Origin of the sequence: Tsukamurella sp. PLM1, assembly GCF_023168325.1 — a bacterium.
In the GTDB taxonomy this organism is placed as follows: Bacteria; Actinomycetota; Actinomycetes; order Mycobacteriales; family Mycobacteriaceae; genus Tsukamurella.
Genome location: NZ_AP025688.1, coordinates 3,651,108 through 3,670,335, shown reverse-complemented (window position 1 = coordinate 3,670,335; position 19,228 = coordinate 3,651,108). Strand labels below are relative to the sequence as shown.

Annotated in this window: 10 protein-coding genes and 5 pseudogenes; 8 read left to right on the top strand and 7 right to left on the bottom strand. The window is 70.8% G+C overall.

Annotated features, from left to right (window positions below; translation table 11 throughout):
- Positions 1–268 precede the first annotated feature (268 nt).
- The 3 genes and pseudogenes from MTP03_RS18925 to MTP03_RS18915 form a co-directional block, all read right to left on the bottom strand.
- Positions 269–1,435 (bottom strand): annotated as a pseudogene (locus tag MTP03_RS18925) (sulfotransferase).
- Positions 1,428–2,207 (bottom strand): SDR family oxidoreductase, encoded by a 780-nt coding sequence (locus MTP03_RS18920; RefSeq protein WP_248489519.1) that lies wholly within the window; start codon positions 2,205–2,207, stop codon positions 1,428–1,430. Before MTP03_RS18920 ends, MTP03_RS18925 begins: the two are co-directional and overlap by 8 nt.
- The gene (locus MTP03_RS18915; protein ID WP_248489518.1) at positions 2,207–3,373 is read right to left on the bottom strand and encodes a hypothetical protein; all 1,167 of its coding nucleotides are present in this window, start codon (positions 3,371–3,373) and stop codon (positions 2,207–2,209) included. The genes MTP03_RS18920 and MTP03_RS18915 overlap by 1 nt, the downstream gene beginning before the upstream one ends.
- Before the next feature lie 131 nt (positions 3,374–3,504).
- On the opposite strand from MTP03_RS18915, the pseudogene MTP03_RS18910 reads away from it, so the two are divergent.
- From MTP03_RS18910 to MTP03_RS18890, 5 genes and pseudogenes are all read left to right on the top strand, one after another.
- Positions 3,505–4,426, top strand: a pseudogene (locus MTP03_RS18910) (helix-turn-helix domain-containing protein).
- A gap of 51 nt (positions 4,427–4,477) precedes the next feature.
- Positions 4,478–5,392, top strand: coding sequence for a sulfate adenylyltransferase subunit CysD (cysD, locus tag MTP03_RS18905; protein ID WP_371820808.1), 915 nt, complete (start codon positions 4,478–4,480; stop codon positions 5,390–5,392).
- Positions 5,392–7,222, top strand: a pseudogene (gene cysC / locus MTP03_RS18900) (adenylyl-sulfate kinase). The gene cysD and the pseudogene cysC overlap by 1 nt, the downstream one beginning before the upstream one ends.
- A 22-nt stretch (positions 7,223–7,244) precedes the next feature.
- Entirely contained in the window at positions 7,245–9,512 is a 2,268-nt protein-coding gene (purL, locus tag MTP03_RS18895) for a phosphoribosylformylglycinamidine synthase subunit PurL (protein ID WP_248489516.1), read from the top strand.
- Positions 9,512–10,909 (top strand): amino acid permease, encoded by a 1,398-nt coding sequence (locus tag MTP03_RS18890; protein WP_248489515.1) that lies wholly within the window; start codon positions 9,512–9,514, stop codon positions 10,907–10,909. Before purL ends, MTP03_RS18890 begins: the two co-directional genes overlap by 1 nt.
- A gap of 63 nt (positions 10,910–10,972) precedes the next feature.
- On the opposite strand, the gene MTP03_RS18885 is transcribed toward MTP03_RS18890, so the two are convergent.
- Together MTP03_RS18885 and MTP03_RS18880 are read right to left on the bottom strand one after the other, a co-directional pair.
- Positions 10,973–12,166 carry an MFS transporter gene (locus tag MTP03_RS18885; RefSeq protein ID WP_248489514.1) on the bottom strand — a complete coding sequence of 398 codons (1,194 nt, stop codon included), beginning with the start codon at positions 12,164–12,166 and terminating at the stop codon, positions 10,973–10,975.
- Positions 12,167–12,268: 102 nt separating this feature from the next.
- On the bottom strand, positions 12,269–13,156 hold the full coding sequence (locus tag MTP03_RS18880; RefSeq protein WP_248489513.1) for a helix-turn-helix domain-containing protein: 888 nt from the start codon (positions 13,154–13,156) through the stop codon (positions 12,269–12,271).
- A 134-nt stretch (positions 13,157–13,290) separates the two neighbouring features.
- Between MTP03_RS18880 and MTP03_RS18875 the strand changes: the two are divergent.
- Together MTP03_RS18875 and MTP03_RS18870 are read left to right on the top strand one after the other, a co-directional pair.
- Positions 13,291–14,314 (top strand): annotated as a pseudogene (locus tag MTP03_RS18875) (zinc-dependent alcohol dehydrogenase family protein).
- 49 nt (positions 14,315–14,363) lie between these two features.
- A complete protein-coding gene (locus MTP03_RS18870) occupies positions 14,364–15,581 on the top strand; it encodes an alpha/beta hydrolase (RefSeq protein ID WP_248489512.1) in 1,218 nt (405 codons plus the stop codon).
- A 12-nt stretch (positions 15,582–15,593) separates the two neighbouring features.
- Here MTP03_RS18870 and MTP03_RS18865 read toward each other — a convergent pair.
- Positions 15,594–17,100, bottom strand: a pseudogene (locus MTP03_RS18865) (glutamate-cysteine ligase family protein).
- 62 nt (positions 17,101–17,162) lie between these two features.
- Entirely contained in the window at positions 17,163–17,516 is a 354-nt protein-coding gene (locus tag MTP03_RS18860; protein WP_248492292.1) for a sterol carrier family protein, read from the bottom strand.
- A 158-nt stretch (positions 17,517–17,674) separates the two neighbouring features.
- Between MTP03_RS18860 and purF the strand changes: the two genes are divergently transcribed.
- On the top strand, positions 17,675–19,201 hold the full coding sequence (gene purF / locus MTP03_RS18855; protein ID WP_248492291.1) for an amidophosphoribosyltransferase: 1,527 nt from the start codon (positions 17,675–17,677) through the stop codon (positions 19,199–19,201).
- Positions 19,202–19,228 lie beyond the last annotated feature (27 nt).

Below are 19,228 nucleotides of genomic sequence, written 5' to 3'. Positions count from 1 at the left end.
CGGTGCGCTCACACAGCTCCGCCGGCGCCGACGGTGCGGGGCCGGCCGTGGGGCAGGGCGCTCGCCCACGGGCTCTGCCGACGTCACCAGGCGCAGCTGGAGCACCGGCGCCGCGGGTGCGGGCGAGGCGGGACTCTCCTGCCCGGCGTCGCCGGGCCGGCCGCACGCGGCGGTCACGGCGAGGGTCGCGGTGAGGGCGGCGGCGGTGGTCGCGATCCGGGTTCCTCCTCGATGTGCCATGTCCTCACAGGGTAGGGGCTGTCGACGGTCAGCGGGCGAAGTGCGCGCGGACCGCATCCTCGGCGAGGCCGTAGTCGGCCAGCGAGTACGTGTGGTTGGGGCGGCGGGCGCCGGAGCGGCTGGCGTCGTGCATGGCCGACATCGCCTGCCGCGCATCGTCGGTCAGGTCCAGGCCGAACGATCCGTAGATGGTCCCGACGGTGCCGAGCGGGTCGGCCACCAGGTCGCGGTAGTCCACGTCCACGAACTGGGCACCGCGGCCGGCGGCGGTGTGCCGCGCGCGGGCCTCGTCGAAGGCGGCGAGCCCGCGGGCCCACGTGTCCAGCTGGTCCGCGCCGATGGTCGCGCCGGTGAACGCCGTCGACCAGCCCTCGGTCGCGTGCTGGGCGAGCGAGCAGACCGAGGCGATGATCGTCTCGGCCGGCCGGTGGCACTGCACGACCAGGGCGTCCGGGTACACTTCGAGCACGGCGTCGAGCGCGAACAGGTGGCTGGGATTCTTGAGCACCCACCGCTTCTCGGGCTCGTTCATCCCGATCAGCTGCAGGTTCCGTCTGTGCCGACGGTACGCTGGTGCCCAGTCCTGCGCGGCCAGCCAGGCCGCGTACGACGGGACGTGCGCGAGGCACTCGTAGGACACGGAGTGCACCGACTGTCGCAGCAGTTGCCAGCACTCCTCCACCTCGGACGCCGACATGTAGTGCAGCCCCATGAATTCGGGGTGCTCGGTGTGGTGCTGCGCGTACTGCTCGTCGAGCATCCGGAAGATCGGGTTGTCGGCCCAGCTCGCGCGCGGGGCCGCGGCTGGGGACCTCCGCGAGCCACATCTGCAGCCCCTGGTTGCCGGGGTCGGCGTCGAGGAGGCGGTGCAGCGCAGTGGTTCCCGAGCGGGGAGGCCGGTGACGAAGATCGGCCGTTCGATCGCCACGTCGGCGTGCTGCGGGTTCGCGGCGAACGCGGCCTCGCTGATCAACCGGGCCGACAGCGCGCCGCGCAGGAATACCCGGGAGAGCTTCGAACCGAGCTCGGTGAGCGCCGCCTCGTCGCGGTAGGAGTCCAGCAGGACCTGCAGCCCCTCGCGATAGCCGTCCGACGGGTCGCCGAAGTCGCTGAGGCCGGTGCGGCGCATCGCCGACTCGTGCAGGTCGTCGACGGTTCCCACCCGGGTGCCGGCGAGGTCGTGGCTCTTAGACATGGAACTCTCCGCAGTTGACGTCGAGCGTCTGGCCGGTGATGCCCGACGCGCGGGGTGAGGCGAGGAACAGGACGGCGGAGGCCACCTCGTCCTCGGTGGGCAGGCGCCGCAGGTCCGAGTTCTTCGCCGCGTCGGCGTAGTCCTCCTCCACCGTGACCCCCTTGGTGCTGGCGCGGTACTCGAAATAGGCCTTGAGCGTGTCGCCCCAGATCCAGCCCGGCACCACGGAATTGATCCGGATACCCTCGGGGCCGAGCTCGGTGGCCAGCGACTGCGCGAGCGCGAGCTGTGCCGTCTTCCCGGCCTTGTATCCGCCGTAGCGCAGGTCGGAGTGGCGGATCACCATCGAGTTCACGTTCACCACGGCGCCGCCGCCTTCCGCAGCGGCGAGCGCCTCGCGGAAGGCGAGCACGGTGCGCAGCGCGCCGAGCGCCATGAGGTCGACGCTCTGCAGGATGTGGGCGGGATCGGTCTTCACCAGGCGCTGCATAGACGGATACGTGAACGCGTTGTTCACCACGGCATCGACCCGGCCGAACCGCTCCTGCACCTGCGTCGCCAGGGAGGCGAGCGACGCCTCGTCGGTGATGTCCGCGGGGATCGCGACGGCACCGTCGATCTCGGCGGCCATGGCCTTCAGCCGCTCCGCGTTCCGTGCGACGAGGACGACCCGCGCGGCCTCGTCGGCGAACTGTCGGGCGAGCACCGCGCCGAGGGCCGGCCCGGCCCCCGCGATGACGACGACCCTGCCGTCGAGTCCCAGCCCGGCCATCAGCCGACCATCCTTTCTCCGATGAGCCGCGCCCGCTCCGCGATCCGGGCGCGCCACGCGGCGCCCTCGATGCGGTTGGCCGCATAGTGGGGGAGATGCTGCGCGACGTCCGCGAGCGGGGCCACCTGCGCGGTGGGACCATCGGCGGCCGAAAGCGGAGAAGCGGTGCGCTGCCAGCGGAACTGGAGGTAGCCCCGACGGTGCCCGAGCGTCTCGACCCAGTTGGTGACGCCGGGATCCTTCTCGGACACCACGATCCGGATCATGCCGTCCGGATCCACCTGCGCCTGCGCGCCGTTGAGCGAGGTCTGGTGGTGGATGTAGTCGAGCGAGATGTACCAGAGGCTGCCGAGCTGGAAGCCCAGGTACGGCGCGTCGCCGCGGGGCACGGTGATGATGAGCGCCTGGTCGTCCGCGAGGTCGTAATGGCCGACCGCCGAGTACTGCGTCGCCAGCCCGCCGGGCGTGAGCCGCGGGGCGGTGAGGGTGTTCACCGGCAGCGGGTCGTAGAACCACTTGGGGAACTGCAGCCAGGTCTTCACGCGGTTCACCAGCTGCTTGCCCGCGGCGGCGTAGCGCTTGGCCATGAGCTCGGGTGTGACCGGCGGCGGGGCGGTCCCGGCGGTGTCGGCGCGGGCGATGGCGAAGGTGCTGCGCTGCGCCGCCCAGTCGTCGAAGACCTCGCGGATCACCAACTGCGCCTTGCCCGGTGGCAGCCGGTAATAAGACCCGGGCACCGGTTCGCCGGGGCCGAACCGCACCTCGAAGCGGCCGTCGGAGCCGATCGTGAGCTCGCGGTCGTCGAAGGCGACGGTGCTGGCCGGCACGTTGTCATCGGTGTACTCGCCGCCGCCGAGCACCTGAAAGCTGATGTCGGCCGTGGTGCCGCGGCGGCCGGTGACGACGTACTCGTGCGCGCCGTCGACGCGCGCACCGAAATACAGCGTGTCCGGGTTGTCGAGCCCCATCTTGGTGAACGGCCCGGTGCCGCTGAGCAGGAACGGGTGATCCTTGTCGAACCCGAACGCGCCGTGCACGCAGGCCGCCACTCCCTGCGCGAGGTATTGCAGCCCCTCCAGCAGGTCGGCCTCGGTCTCGATGTGCGGTGCCGCGGCGACGAGGCCCTCGGCCTCGGTGATCGCCGCGACGAGCGGATCGCTGTACATCCCACCTCCGATAGTGGTACAAATATGGACCAATTCGGTAGAACCTGTTCCAGACCGTAGGCGCAGGTGTCGCGGAGTGTCAAGGGAGTGGCGATGACGAATGTGGTGGGGGAGCCCGCGGAGCGGGCGCGATGAGCCGGACCTCGCCCCCGACCGAACGGGTGGTCGCGGTGCTGGAGTTCCTGTCCCGTCACGAGCGCGAGCGGTTCGGCATCTCGGAGCTCGCCCGGCGCGTGGGGCTGAGCAAGCCCACCTGCCTCGGCATCGCCGCCACGCTGGTCGAATCGGGCTACCTGATCCGCGACGACCGGGACAAGACCTACCGCCTCGGCCCCGCCCTGATCCCGCTCGGGCGGGCCGCCCGCACCTCGCTGCGGGCGGATCCCGCGGGCGGTGACATCCTGGCCGGGCTGTGGGAGGCGTTCGGGCATCCGGTCTCGCTGTCCGGCGTGGTCGGCGACCGAGTGACGGTGCTCGACGTGGCCGTCGACCCCGGCCGACCGGCGATGGTCAAGGTGGGCGACAGCTACCCGTTCACGCCCCGATCGGGCTCATGTACGTGCTCTGGGACCGCACCGGGCGGCTCGAGCGCTGGGTCGCACGCGACCGGGTCCGCGCCGACGGGGACCGGCTCGCGCGGGTCATCGAGACCTGCCGCGCCGACGGCTACCTCGTCGAACTCCTGACCCTGCGGGGCAACAGTTGTACCGGCTCATGGCCGGCGTGCCGGGCGACATCCCGGCGGAGCTGCGGGCGCTGCTCGGCGAGGTCGTCGCGGGCATCGGCGACCGGGTTCACCTGCGGGGCGAGACGGACGAGCCCGGTGCGACGCGGAATGTCAGCGTGATCTCCGCACCGGTCTACGACGGCGACGGCGCGCAGGCGATGGTGGCCAGCCTGTACGTCAGCGCCGAGCTCGACGAAGCGGGGATCGCGGAGCGGGCGGCCGCGCTCATCGCCGCGGCCGACCGGGTCACCGTGCGGATCGGGGTCGCAAGCCCGGGCGCTGACGGGCGTCGACGGGCGTTGACACGTGGCGAGAACGCGTTCTAATCTCGGAACAGAAATGGACCAAAGCAGTCCAAATATGAACCGGAGGTTGGAGTGGTGGAGACGACGGTCGCCGCGGATCATCTGCGGGTCCTCGAGGCAGAGGCGGTGTACGTCTTCCGGGAGGTGGCCGCCACCTTCGAGCGGCCCGTGCTGCTGTTCTCGGGCGGCAAGGATTCGGTGGTCATGGTGCACCTCGCTGCTAAGGCCTTCTGGCCCGCCGCGATCCCGTTCCCGGTGCTGCACATCGACACCGGGCACAACTTCGACGAGGTGCTCGCGTTCCGCGACCAACTCGCCTCCGAACGCGGGCTGCGGCTGGTGGTCGGCAGCGTGCAGGACGACATCGACTCGGGTGCCGTCGTCGAGCCCACCGGCCCGGGCGCCACCCGCAACCGCCTGCAGACGGCGACGCTGCTCCGCACGATCGGCGAGCACCGGTTCGACGCCGCCTTCGGCGGGGCGCGCCGCGACGAGGACAAGGCGCGCGCCAAGGAGCGGATCTTCAGCTTCCGCGACCGGTTCGGCCAGTGGGACCCCCGCGCGCAGCGCCCCGAGCTGTGGAACATCTTCAACGGCCTGCGCGGCAAGGACGAGCACATCCGCGTATTCCCGCTCTCCAACTGGACCGAGCTGGACATCTGGCAGTATGTCGTCGCCGAGTCGATCGCCCTGCCGTCGCTGTACTTCGCACACGAGCGCGAGGTGATCGAGCGCGACGGGATGCTGCTGTCCACCGGGCCGCTCGTCGCGCCCATGCCCGCTGAGAGGCCCGAGCGCCGGACCGTGCGGTTCCGCACCGTCGGCGACGCGACGTGCACGGGCGCCGTCGAATCGGACGCCGCCACCCCCGAGGCCGTGGTGGCCGAGGTCGCCACCACCCGGATCACCGAGCGCGGTGCGACCCGCGCCGACGACCGGATCTCGGAGGCCGGCATGGAGGACCGGAAGAAGGAGGGCTACTTCTGATGGAGATCCTGCGCATCGCGACCGCCGGCAGTGTGGACGACGGCAAGTCGACGCTCATCGGACGGCTGCTCTACGAGTCGAAATCCGTGCTGGAGGACCAGCTGAGCGCGGTCGCCGCCACGACCGCCGCCCGCGGCGAGGAGGGCGTAGACCTGGCGCTGCTCACCGACGGCCTGCGCGCCGAGCGGGAACAGGGCATCACGATCGACGTGGCCCACCGTTACTTCGCCACCGCCACTCGTAAGTTCATCCTCGCCGACACCCCCGGGCACGAGCAGTACACCCGGAACATGGTCACGGGGCGTCCACGGCCGACGTCGCGCTGATCCTCGTCGACGCCCGGCACGGCCTCACCCGCCAGTCCCGCCGGCACACCTTCCTGACCTCGCTGCTCGGCGTCGAGCACATCGTGCTGTGCGTCAACAAGATGGACCTCGTGGGCTTCGACCGCGCCCGCTTCGACGCGATCCGCGCCGAGTTCGCCGAGTTCGCCGCGAAGCTCGAAGTGCACGACGTGGAGGCCATCCCGGTCTCCGCGCTGCTCGGAGACAACATCACCGAGCGGTCGGGCAACACGCCCTGGTACGACGGCCCGTCTCTGCTCTACCACTTGGAGAACGTGCACGTGGTGAGCGATAAGAACCTCATCGACGCCCGCCTGCCCGTCCAGTACGTGATCCGCCCCCGCGACAGCGACTTCCGGGGCGTGGCCGGCACCGTCGCCTCCGGGGCGTTCGCGGTCGGCGACGACGTGGTCGCGCTCCCGTCGGGCTTCACGACGACGGTGGCCGAGCTCTACCGGCCCGGGGAGTGAAGGCGGACCGGCTGGAGGCCGGTGAGGCCGCGTGCGTTCGGCTCGCCGACCATCTCGACGTGGGCCGCGGCGACGTGCTGTGCCGGCCGGCAAACCGGCCGCAGTCCGCGACGGACCTCGACACCGTGCTGTGCTGGTTCTCCGGCACCGCGACGCTGACCGCCGGCGCCGAGTACCGGATGCTGCACGCCCACACCGCCGAGCTCGTGCGGGTGGAGGCGCTGGACTACCGGCTGGACACCAGCACGCTGCACCGCGAGCAGGACGCCGCCGAGCTCGGTCTCAACGACATCGGCCGCGTGCAGCTCACCGCGCGCCGCCCGGTCCTGTTCGACCCGTACCGCCGCAACCGCACCACCGGCAGCTTCGTCCTGGTCCACCCACACACCAACGAGACCGTCGCCGCGGGGATGATCACCGGCCCCACCCTGAAGGCCAGCGCGGTGGTGTGGCACGGCGCGGCCGTGCGCCGCGAGGACCGCGCGACCCGCGGCGGCACCGTCTGGCTGACGGGGCTCTCCGCGTCGGGCAAGTCGACGGTGGCGTGCGAGCTCGAGCGCCTGCTGGTGGCCCGGGGGATCCCCGCCTACCGGCTCGACGGCGACAACCTGCGGCACGGCCTCAACGCCGACCTCGGCTTCACGCCGGAGGACCGCGCGGAGAACGTGCGCCGCGTGGGCGCCGTCGCGCAGCTGCTCGCGGATGCGGGGACGGTGGCGATCGCGTCGCTGATCAGTCCGTACCGCGCGGACCGCGACCGGATCCGGGCCGAGCACGAGAAGGCGGGACTGCCCTTCCTCGAGGTCTTCGTCGACACCCCTGTCGAGGTGTGCGAGCAGCGCGACCCCAAGGGCATGTACGCGAAGGCCCGGGCCGGCGAGATCGCGGAGTTCACCGGGATCAGCGCGCCCTACGAGGCGCCGCAGCGGCCCGAGCTCGTGCTGCGGCCGGCCGACGGCGAGCCCGCGGAACAGGCGCTCGTGGTGCTGGACCGCTGGCTGAAAGTCCGCCCGTGAATCCCCCGTCTAAACTGGGCGGGTGCACGTAGACACGGTCTCCCACGCCGCCTCCACGCCCGATGTCGACCAGCCGTTCCGTGAGCTCGGACTTAAGGACGACGAGTACCAGCGGATCCGCGAGATCCTCGGCCGCCGCCCCACCGACGCCGAGCTCGCCATGTACTCGGTGATGTGGTCGGAGCACTGCTCCTACAAGAGCTCGAAGGTGCACCTGCGCTACTTCGGCGAGACCACCACCGACGAGATGCGGTCCACCATGCTGGCGGGCATCGGCGAGAACGCGGGCGTCGTGGACATCGGCGACGGCTGGGCCGTGACCTTCAAGGTCGAATCGCACAACCACCCGTCCTACGTGGAGCCCTATCAGGGCGCGGCCACCGGCGTCGGCGGCATCGTCCGCGACATCATGGCCATGGGCGCCCGCCCGATCGCCGTGATGGACCAGCTGCGCTTCGGCGCGGCCGACGCGCCCGACACCCGCCGCGTGCTCGACGGGGTGGTGCGCGGCGTGGGCGGCTACGGCAACTCGCTCGGCCTGCCCAACATCGGCGGCGAGACCGTCTTCGACGCCTCCTACGCGGGCAACCCGCTGGTCAACGCACTGTGCGCCGGCGTGCTTCGCGCCGAGGACCTGCACCTGGCGTTCGCCTCGGGCAAGGGCAACAAGATCATCCTGTTCGGCGCCCGCACCGGGCTCGACGGCATCGGCGGCGTGTCCGTGCTCGCCTCGGAGACCTTCGAGGAGGGACAGAAGCCCAAGAAGCTGCCCGCCGTGCAGGTGGGCGACCCGTTCACCGAGAAGGTGCTCATCGAGTGCTGCCTCGACCTGTACCGGGAGAAGCTCGTCGTGGGTATCCAGGACCTCGGCGGCGCCGGGCTGTCGTGCGCCACGTCCGAGCTCGCCGCGGCCGGCGACGGCGGGATGCTGATCGACCTCGACCAGGTGGCGTGCCGTGCCGAGGGCATGACCGCGGCGGAGATCCTCTCCTCCGAGTCGCAGGAGCGCATGTGCGCCGTCGTGACCCCGGAGAACGTGGACGAGTTCATGAAGGTCTGCGCCAAGTGGGACGTGCTGGCCACCGTGATCGGCGAGGTCACCGACGGCGAGCACCTCGTCATCACCTGGCACGGTGAGACCGTGGTCGACGCGCCCGCGCGCACCATCGCCCACGACGGCCCTGTCTATGAGCGCCCCGTCGCGCGCCCGGCGTTCATGGACGAACTGATCGCGAACACCACCGCCGGCCTGCGCCGGCCCGCGTCCGACGACGAGCTGCGCGCCACCGCGCTGAAGATGCTCGCGTCGCCCGCGCTGTGCTCGCGCAAGTTCATCACCGAGCAGTACGACCGCTACGTGCGCGGTAACACCGTCCTCGCGGAGAACGCGGACGGTGGCGTCATCCGCATCGACGAGACCACGCAGCGCGGTATCGCCCTGTCCACCGACGCCTCGGGCCGCTACACCTACCTCGACCCGTACACCGGCGGGCAGCTCGCGCTGGCCGAGGCCTACCGGAACGTCGCCGTCACCGGTGCCACCCCGAAGGCCGTCACCGACTGCCTGAACTTCGGCTCGCCGGAGGACCCGGGCGTGATGTGGCAGTTCCAGCAGGCCGTGCACGGCATCGCCGACGGCTGCGTCGAGCTCGGCATCCCCGTGACCGGCGGCAACGTGAGCTTCTACAACCAGACCGGGGCCACCGCCATCCTCCCGACGCCGGTGATCGGCGTGCTCGGCGTCATCGACGACGTGCGGCGTCGTATCCCGACGGGGTTCGGCACCGAGCCCGGCGAGACCCTCTACCTGTTGGGCGAGACCCGCGACGAGTTCGACGGCTCCATCTGGGCGCAGGTCGAGCACGATCACCTCGGCGGTGTGCCGCCGAAGGTCGATCTGCAGCGCGAGAAGCTGCTCGCCGACGTGCTGACCGCCGCCTCGCGCGACGGTCTCGTCTCGGCCGCGCACGACCTGTCCGAGGGCGGCCTGTGGCAGGCCGCCGTCGAGGGCGCCCTGGCCGGCGAGACCGGTCTGCGCCTGCTGCTCCCGGAGGGGGCGGACGCCTTCGTGCAGCTGTTCAGCGAGTCGACGGGCCGCGTGCTCGTCGCCGTGCCGCGCAGCGAGGAGACCCGGTTCGCGGCCATGTGCGCCGCCCGCGAGCTCCCGGCCGTCCGCATCGGCGTGGTCGATCAGGGCAGCGACTCCGTCGAGGTCCAGGGCCGGTTCAGCGTGACGCTGGCCGACCTGCGCGCCGCGCACGAGGGCACGCTGCCCGCGCTGTTCGCCTGATGGCGGCACCGTCGGGCGAGAGCACCGGAGCGGCCGCGGCGTCCGATCCCGGCCTGCACGCGGGGCTCCGCGCCCGGCACCTGATCATGATGAGCCTCGGCTCCGCGATCGGCGCCGGGCTGTTCGTGGGCTCCGGCAAGGGGATCGCGCTGGCCGGGCCGGCGGTGCTCATCGCGTACGCGGTGGCGGGGCTCGTGGTGATCGCCGTGATGCGGATGCTCGGCGAGATGGTGGCCGCGGACCCGAATCCCGGCGCCTTCTCCTACTACGCGGGGCGCGCGCTGGGGCCCGGCGCGGGCTTCGCCGTGGGTTGGCTCTGGTGGGTGCAACTGTGCCTGGTGGTGGCCGCGGAGGCCGTGGCGGCAGCGGCCATCCTGAACGGACTGCTGCCCGGCGGGCCGCCGGTGTGGCTGTGGGCGCTGCTGTTCATGCTGGCGCTGACCGCGCTGAACCTCGCCGGGGTGCGCGGCTTCGGCGAGTTCGAGTTCTGGTTCTCGCTGATCAAGGTCGTGTTCGTCGGGCTCTTCCTGGTCGTGGGCGTGGGCTTCCTGCTCGGCTGGACGAGCGCACCGTCGCCTGGGCTGGGCAACCTGACCGACTTCGCACCCCAGGGGATCAGCGGTGTCGTGGCCGCGCTGCTGGTGGTGGCCTTCGCGTTCGGCGGGATCGAGATCGTCGCCGTCGCGGCGGCCGAGACGAAGGACCCCGAGCGCACCGTCGGGCGTGCGATCCGCGCCACGGTGTGGCGGATCCTGGTCTTCTACGTCGGCAGCGTCGCAGTGATCCTGCTGGCCCTGTCGTGGGACGACCCCGCGGTGGCGCAGGAGCCCTTCGTCGCCGTCCTCAAGGCCGCCGGGCTACCCGCGGTCGGTACCACGCTCGGCGTGGTCATCGTGATCGCGCTGCTGAGCTCGCTCAACGCGAATCTGTACGGCAGCTCGCGGATGCTCTACTCGCTCGCCGAGCGCGGCATGGCGCCCGGGATCTTCGGGCGCGCGAACGCCTCGGGCGTACCCGTGCTCGCCGTGCTCGCCAGCTCCGCCATCGGCTTCCTCGCCGTCCCCGCGACGTACGTGTGGGGTTCCGAGGTCCTGGACCGGCTGCTGGCGGTGGTCGGGTCCACGCTCATCGTGACCTGGCTCGCGACCATCGCGTCGCAGATCGTGCTGCGCCGCCGCGCCGACCGCGACGGCACCCGGCTCCCGCTGAAGATGTGGGCCTACCCGTACCTGTCCTGGGCCGTGCTGGCGCTCCTGCTGGGCATCGTGGCCCTGGCGGTCGCCAACGACGACGTCCGGGACCAGGTGCTCTCGACGGCCGCCGTGGTGCTGCTGCTGTGGGTCGCGGGCACGGTGCACGCGCGGGTGCGGTCGCGGCGTGCCTCCGTGGAGCGGTAGAGCCCGGCGAAGCGTTTCGCCACCGCGAACGACGTGCCGGCGACGATGCGGCTGCCGCACGCCCTACTGCTGCGTGCGGTCACGAAGGCGGAGCAGCGCAAGCGGAAGGAGATACAGGCTTGCGGCGGCGGCCCCCACGACGATCGGGCCGGTGGGACCGAGGGACGATGCGAGGGCGACTCCGGCGATCGCGGATCCGGCAGCGGTTCCGGCGTTGAACGCGGATGTGCTCAGCGCGGAGGCCAGAGTGGGTGCGGCGGACGCGAATCCCACGACCTTGCCGATCAGCACCGGGTTGGTGGACATGCCGAACAGCCCGAGCATCGCGATGAGGATCACTGTCGGGATCGCGAAGTTCGAGAGGAACAACAGCCCGACGAGGACGGCGAAGGTCATCGAGGAGGACACGAACAGCACGCGGTACGGGTGCTCGGCGCCGATCCGTCCGCCGAGGTAGGACCCGGCGAGGGCGCCGAGGCCGTAGACCACCAGCAGTGCGGGGACGGCGCTACTTGGTAGGCCGGTGTTCTCGGTGACGATCGGGGCGATGAAGCTGTAGACCGAGAGGGACGACGCACAGACGATCGCGCATCCGGCGAGGGCGAGCCAGACCCGGGTGTCTTTGAGCGCTGCGAACTCGGTGCGCAGTGAAGGGGTGGACGTCGGGTCGGTGTCGGCGCCGACGGAGCGGAACACGACGGCAGCGCCGACTGCGGCGATGACCGCGAGAACCCAGAAGGGGCCGCGCCAGCCGACTGCCTGGCCGGTGAACGCACCCAGTGGGACGCCGAGGACGTTGGCGAGCATCCCGCCGCCGAGGACGATGCCCAGTGCACGAGAGGCGGCCTGGGGGCCCGCAGCTTGCGCGCCGACGACGGCGGCGACGGCCCAGAACGCTCCGGTGGCCAGGGCGGTGACGAATCGTGCGCCGAGGATCACCGGAAAGCTCGTCGACACCGCCACGATCACGTGGCCGACGGCGAAGATCAGCAGAGAGAGGCTGAGGGTGACTCGTCGCGGCAGGCGGAGCGTGAGCACCGCCATCAATGGTGTTCCGACGATCATTCCGACGGCGAACACGGTGATCATGAGCGCGGCGTGGGAGACGGTGATGCCGAGGTCGGAGGCGATCTCGGGCAGGATGCCGGCGACGACGAACTCGGTGGTTCCCATCAGGAAGGTACCCGCGGCGAGGACGAACACGAGCAGGGGCAGGCGATCAGACGTGCGCTTCTGGGGTTCGGTGGAGATCGACATATCACCTACTAGACCAGCGGTTCCGGCCCCGGACAGTCCCGCTGAATGGAGGTACCGGCAGGGACCCCATCGCGTGGCCGGTTCCACGCTGTCCGGATCGGCTCAGTGATCTGCGCGGCGGTCGGCGCTCTCGGCGGTGCCGTACTCGGATGCGGCCCAGGACGCGAGGAGCTGCATGCGTTCGGCGGACGGGGAACCGGGTTCTGCGGTGTAGATCGTCAGCGTCAGCCCGGGCTCCGCTGCCATCTCGAGGCCCTCGAAGGCGAGCATCATTTCTCCGACGACGGGGTGGCCGAAGGTCTTGAACCCGGTGCCATGGTGGCGTACGTCGTGCCGGCCCCATCGCTCTCGGAAATCCGCCGAGCGGGTCGACAGTTCGCCGATGAGGTCGTGCAGGTCCTTGTTGTGCGGATCGCGGCCGGCCTCGGTCCGCAGGATCGCGACGGTGACGTCGGCGAAGGCCTCCCAGTCCGGGTGGAATTCGGGCGCTCGCTCGTCCAGAAAGACGAACTTGGCCAGGTTCGGCGGCGCGCCGGGCATGTCGTAGACGGGGCTGTAGAAGGCTCGAGCCAGCAGATTGGCTGCGAGCAGATCCATCCGGCCGTTCCGAACGAACGCGGGACCGCCGGTCACCGCGTCCAGGGCCCACTGCAGGCTGGGATGCGCCGCCCATCCTTTCGGACTGCGGCGCCGCGGCGGGCGGGCCACGGGGCTGGCAGCGTGAGCCAGGTCGAAGAGGTGGGCGCGCTCGGCGTCATCGAGCAGGAGCGCCCGGGCGAGCGCACTGAGCACCTCGGGAGAGGCTCCGCTGATCCCGCCCCGCTCGAGCCTCGTGTAGTACTCGACACTGACGCCGGCGAGGGTGGCGACCTCGCTGCGCCGTAGCCCTGCGACCCGGCGGTTGGTGCCCGTGGGCAGTCCCACCTGCTCCGGGGTCACGTTCGCGCGGCGTGACGTCAGGAACTCGCGAACCTGCGCTCGATTGTCCATGGGCCCGAAAATAGTCGGTCGCGCGTCGGAAAGGAGGCACTGCGAGTGCCTCCATCGAGAGGGACTCCCGCACCTGAGCAACGTCGGCGAGCATCGAGAGCAGGACCACCAGTACCGATGGAAGGAGCGCCGAGATGCGCGCTGTGTTCATGGACGCCGCGGGCGAGATCACCGTTGGGGAGCGTGAGGACCCGCGGATCATCGATCCCACCGACGCCGTGATCCGGCTGACCGCCACCTGCATCTGCGGTTCGACCTGTGGCCGTACCGCGGGGTCGAGCCAGTGGACCACACCCCGATGGGGCACGAGTACGTCGGTGTCGTCGAGCAGATCGGCGACGCCGTGACGACGGTGAAGCCGGGCGATTTCGTGGTCGGTTCCTTCGTCATCTCGTGCGGTGAGTGTGCGATCTGCCGGTCTGGCTACCCGTCACGATGCGTGCACGGCCAGTTCGTGGCGCAGACCGTGGGCACGCAGTCCGAACGCGCTCGGATCCCCTACGCCGACGGCACCCTCGTCGCCACCCCCGGCATGCCCGCCGACGATCTCATCCCGTCACTGCTCGCCGCCTCCGACGTACTCGGTACCGGCTGGTTCGCGGCCACGGCCGCCGAAGCCGGCCGGGGAAGACCGTCGCCGTCGTCGGCGACGGCGCGGTCGGCCTGATGGGAGTCCTCGCCGCCAAGCAGCTGGGCGCCGAGAAGATCATCGCGATGTCCCGCCACGCCGACCGGCAGGCACTGGCCCGCGAGTACGGCGCCACCGACATCGTCGCTGAACGCGGCGACGCCGGGATCGCCCGGATCAAGGAGCTCACCGACGGACTCGGGGCGCACTCGGTCATCGAGGCGGTCGGCTCGCAGGAGTCGTTCTTGCAGGCCATCGGCGCCACCCGCCCCGGCGGGCACATCGGCTTCGTCGGTGTTGCCCACGAGGGTGTGGACATCCCCGCTGATCAGCTGTTCTTCTCGCAGGTGCACTTGCACGGCGGCCCGGCACCGGTACGCCGGTTCCTGCCCGACCTGATCCAGCTCATCTGGGACCGGAAGATCAATCCCGGCAAGGTCTTCGACCTCACACTTCCACTCGACGACGCTGCGGAGGGCTACCGCGCCATGGACCAGCGCCGCGCCACCAAAGTGCTCCTGACCCTCTGATGCCCTGCCTGCCCCACCTGACCCGGAACCGACCTCACGAGGACCACTGATGACCCCGACGCCCGACCACTCCTCCGCCGACGACAGTTCTCCGCGTATGAACAGGCGCGGCATTCTCCGCCTCGCAGGCATCGGCGCCGCGAGCGCAGGTCTGGTAGGCGTGGCCGCCTGTTCCTCCGCGGAGCCCACCGGCACCGCCGCCCCGTCGGGCAGAGCGGCGGCGACCAGGGCACCGTCGGGCGACCCGACCTCCGCACCGGCAACACTGCCCCGCCCCGACACGAGCCTCCCCGCCGGTGACACCTCCCGCGGTGCCGACAACTTCTACATCAGCGAGCGGCTCGACGCGCGCGCCGTGACCTTCCGGAATCAGTTCGGCGACCGCGTATCCGGCAACCTGTTCGTGCCCGACGACATGAACCGCGGCACCCGCAACCCGGCCATTGTCGTCAGCCATCCGATGGGCGCCGTCAAGGAGCAGTCGGCCAACTTGTACGCGCAGAAGCTGGCCGAGCAGGGGTTCGTCACCTTGTCGATCGACCTGCCGTACTGGGGCGCCAGCGAAGGTGAGACCCGCAACCTGGTGGCGCCGGACAATTACGCCGAGGGGTTCAACGCCTCGGTCGATTACCTGCGGACCCTGGACTACGTGGATCGGGAACGGATCGGCGCGCTCGGAATCTGCGGCAGCGGCAGCTGGGTGATCAGCGCCGCCAAGATCGATCCTCGGATCAAGGCGGTAGGCACCGTCAGCATGTACGACATGGGAGCGGCCAACCGCTTCGGTCTCGGTCACTCGGTGACTCTCGCCCAGCGTCGACAGATGCTCGACCAGGCCGCCGCCCAGCGCGACGCCGAGTTCGCCGGCGCCGACCTCGAGTACACCAGCGGCACCGTGCACGAGCTCACCGCTTCATCCACTCCCGTTGAACGCGAGTTCTACGATTTCTACCGCACCCGGAGGGGCGCCTTCACGCCGGATGGCGCAACCCCGCGAACCACCACGCACCCCACGCTGACCAGCAATCCGCGGTTTCTCAACTACTTCCCGCTCGAGGAGATCGAGACGATCTCGCCGCGGCCGATGATGATCGTCACGGGCGAGAACGCACACTCACGCGAATTCGCCGAGGACGCCTACCGCCGTGCCGCGGAGCCGAAGGAACTCGTGCTGGTACCCGGTGCAGGCCACGTCGACCTGTACGACAGAGTCGAGCTGATCCCGTTCGACCGGCTCGCCGCCTTCTACCGGCGCATGGCGCGGTGAACCGCGGCGGGTTCACGTCTCCCAGGTGTGCACGGGGTCGCCCTCGTGCATGAGCTGCACGTAGTCGGCCAGCATGCCGCGCAGCGCCTGCGCGCGGGTCTCGCCCGCGGCCTCGCGGTTCGCGACGGCCTGCCGCTGCCACGACGAGCCGGTCTGGCGCTGGACGCACCTGCCCTCGAGCACCTGCATGTAGCGCTCGCGCGATTTCGAGCCCACGCCGTACGCCTTGAGGCCGGAGTCCATCAGCGGCAGCAGGCGGCGCAGCACCAGCTCGTCGGGGCGGATCCAGCCGACGTTCGGCCAGTACAGGCCGGCGTCGAAGGCGTCGCGGGCACCGGAGTGCAGGTTCTCGGTGGCGGCGTCGAAGCTCATCTGCGTCCAGATGGGGCGGTCGGCCTCGACGAGCGCGCGGACCACGCCGTAGTAGAAGGCCGCGTTGGCCATCGTGTCCACCACCGTGGGGCCGGCCGGTAGCACCCGGTTCTCCACCCGCAGGTGGGCGTGCCCGTCGACCACGTCGTAGACGGGGCGGTTCCAGCGGTAGACGGTGCCGTTGTGCATGCGGAGCTCGGGGAGCTCGGGGAGCGGCCCTGCGCCACCTCGTCCAGCGGGTCCACATCGCTGCACACCGGCAGCAGGGCGGGGAAGTAGCGGGTGTTCTCCTCGAACAGGTCGAACGTGGAGGTGATCCACCGCTCGCCGAACCAGACCCGCGGCCGCACGCCCTGGTTGCGCAGCTCGATCGGCCGCGTGTCGGTGGCCTGCTCGAACAGCGGGATCCGGGTCTCGTGCCACAGTGCCCGCCCCGCGAGGAACGGCGAGTTGGCGGCGATCGCCACCTGCACGCCCGCGATGGCCTGGGCCGCGTTCCAGTGCGCCGCGAAGTCCTCGGGCGCCACGCGCAGGTGCAGCTGCAGCGAGGTGCACGCCGCCTCGGGGAGGATCGTGTCCGACGTGATGTCGAGCCGCTCGCCCACCACCGCGCCGGGGAGCGGCGCTCCTCGATGTCGATCTCGATGTCCTCGCCCCGGGCCGCGAAGACCTGCTCGTTGAGCAGGTCGTAGCGCGGGTTCGCGGAGAACCACTGCTTGCCGAAGTGCACCTCCTCGAGGGTCGGGAGCATGCCGATCATCACCAGGCTCGAGCCCGCGGCGCGGGCGCGCTCGTCGGCCCGGTTCAACGACTCGCGCAGCGAATCCTCGAGGTTCTCGGTGCTCTGGTCGACGAACGGCCTTGGCGCAACGTTGATCTCGATGTTGAACTGGCCCAGCTCGGTCTGGAAGTCGGGGTCGGCGATGGCGTCGAGCGCCTCGGCGTTGGCCATCGCCGGCTCCATCTCGTCGCCGACGAGGTTCAGCTCCACCTCCATCCCGAGGAGCGGTTCCGGCGGTGCACCGTCGTCCGTGAACAGCCCCTCGGCCAGCATGCGGGCGATCGCGTCCGTTCCGCGCTGGACCTGGCGCCGGAACCGCATGCGGTCCTCGCGCGTGAACACCCTGGCATCGACATCCGCACCCATACGCCGAAGCCTGACAGAACGGGCGGCCGATGCGCGGCGGAACCGGGCATCTCGTCCGGCGGCTACAGTCGCAGCAGCGGCAGGTACTGGGCGATCTCGCCCGCCCGGGAGCCGCTGGCCGTCAGGTCGGCGGCTTCCGTCGCTTCGGCGACGGTGATCAGGCCCGTCGCCAGCCGTAGCCACACCCGCGGCGCGCACTCCACGACGTTCGGCGGCGTTCCCCGGGTGTGCCGCGGACCGTCGATGCACTGGACGGCGACGAACGGCGGAACCCGCACCTCGACGGACCCGCCGGGCGCGTCGTTGGCGAGGGTGCGCGCCGTCGCCCGGACCGCGTCGGCGACGGTGCGCCGCGGGGGTTCGGGTGCCGCGTCGTCCGTCAGCCACTCGCGGACCGCGAGCACCGCGGCCCGCATCTGCGCCGGATCGATCGACTTCGCCACGGAAGAAACCTACTCGCCGATTCGTTTGAACCGTCGAATCGGTCCTACAATCGGGAACAGGCCCGCCCCCAGCCCCAGGAGTCAGCCGTGCAGCAGCTTCCACTGACCGTCGTCAATTCCGCGAACACGCCCTGGACGACGGTGAGGAGCGCGAGCCCCGCGAGGAGTGCGGCGTCTTCGGCGTCTGGGCCACCGGCGAGGACGTGGCCAAGCTCTCGTACTACGGCCTGTACGCGCTGCAGCACCGCGGCCAGGAGGCCGCCGGCATCGCGGTCGGCGACGGTCAACAGGTGCTGGTGTTCAAGGACCTCGGCCTGGTCAGCCAGGTCTTCGACGAGCAGACCCTGAGCTCCATGCCCGGCCACGTGGCGATCGGTCACTGCCGGTACTCCACGACCGGATCGACCACGTGGGAGAACAGCCAGCCGATCTTCCGCACCACCAGCGCGGGCAACGGCGTGGCGTTGGGCCACAACGGCAACCTGGTCAACACCGCGGAGCTCGCGGACAGGGCCGTCGAGCTCGGCGTGGCGGGCGGCCGCCCGGGGAACGCCGCGACCTCCGACTCGGACATCCTCACGGCGCTGTTGGCCCACGCCGCAGCCGATCGCACGCTGGAGCAGGCGGCGATGGAGCTGCTGCCCACCGTCAAGGGTGCGTTCTGCCTCACGTTCATGGACGAGCACACGCTGTACGCCGCGCGCGATCCGCACGGCGTGCGCCCGCTGTCGCTGGGCCGCCTGGACCGCGGCTGGGTCGTCGCCTCCGAGACCGCCGCGTTCGACATCGTGGGCGCGTCGTTCGTGCGCGACATCGAGCCCGGTGAGCTGCTCGCGATCGACGAGGACGGCGTGCGCTCCACCCGGTTCGCCGAGCCCACCCCGAAGACCTGCATCTTCGAGTACGTCTACCTGGCCCGCCCGGACTCGGTGATCCACGGCCGGTCCGTGCACTCCACCCGTGTCGACATCGGCCGTCGCCTGGCCCGGGAGCACCCGGCCGCGGGCGACCTGGTGATCCCGGTGCCGGAGTCGGGCACCCCCGCGGCAGTCGGCTACGCGCAGGAGTCGGGCATACCCTACGGCCAGGGCCTGATGAAGAACGCCTACGTGGGACGCACGTTCATCCAGCCGTCGCAGACCATCCGCCAGCTGGGAATCCGGCTCAAGCTGAACCCGCTGCGCGAGGTGATCCGCGGCAAGCGGCTTGTGGTGGTGGACGACTCGATCGTCCGCGGCAACACGCAGCGCGCCCTGATCCGGATGCTGCGCGAGGCCGGCGCCGCCGAGATCCACGTGCGCATCGCGTCGTCGCCGGTGAAGTGGCCGTGCTTCTACGGCATCGATTTCGCCTCCCCGGCCGAGCTGATCGCCAACGGCGGCGGCGCCGACTCGATGGAGGCGATGGTCGAGTCCGTGCGCGCCGCGATCGGCGCGGACAGCCTGGGCTACATATCCCTGGACGAGATGACCGCCGCCACCGAGCACGCGGGCGAGAGCATGTGCCGCGCCTGCTTCGACGGCGTCTACCCGATCCCGCTCCCCGAGGCCACCTCGATGGGCAAGGCGGTCCTGGAGAACATGCTCAAGGCGGGCGCACCGTCGGGCGATCCACTGCGCGCCGAGAACGACAACGCCTCCGCGCTGCGCCGCCCCTGACTCGCCGGGCGCAGGTCGACCGCGGGT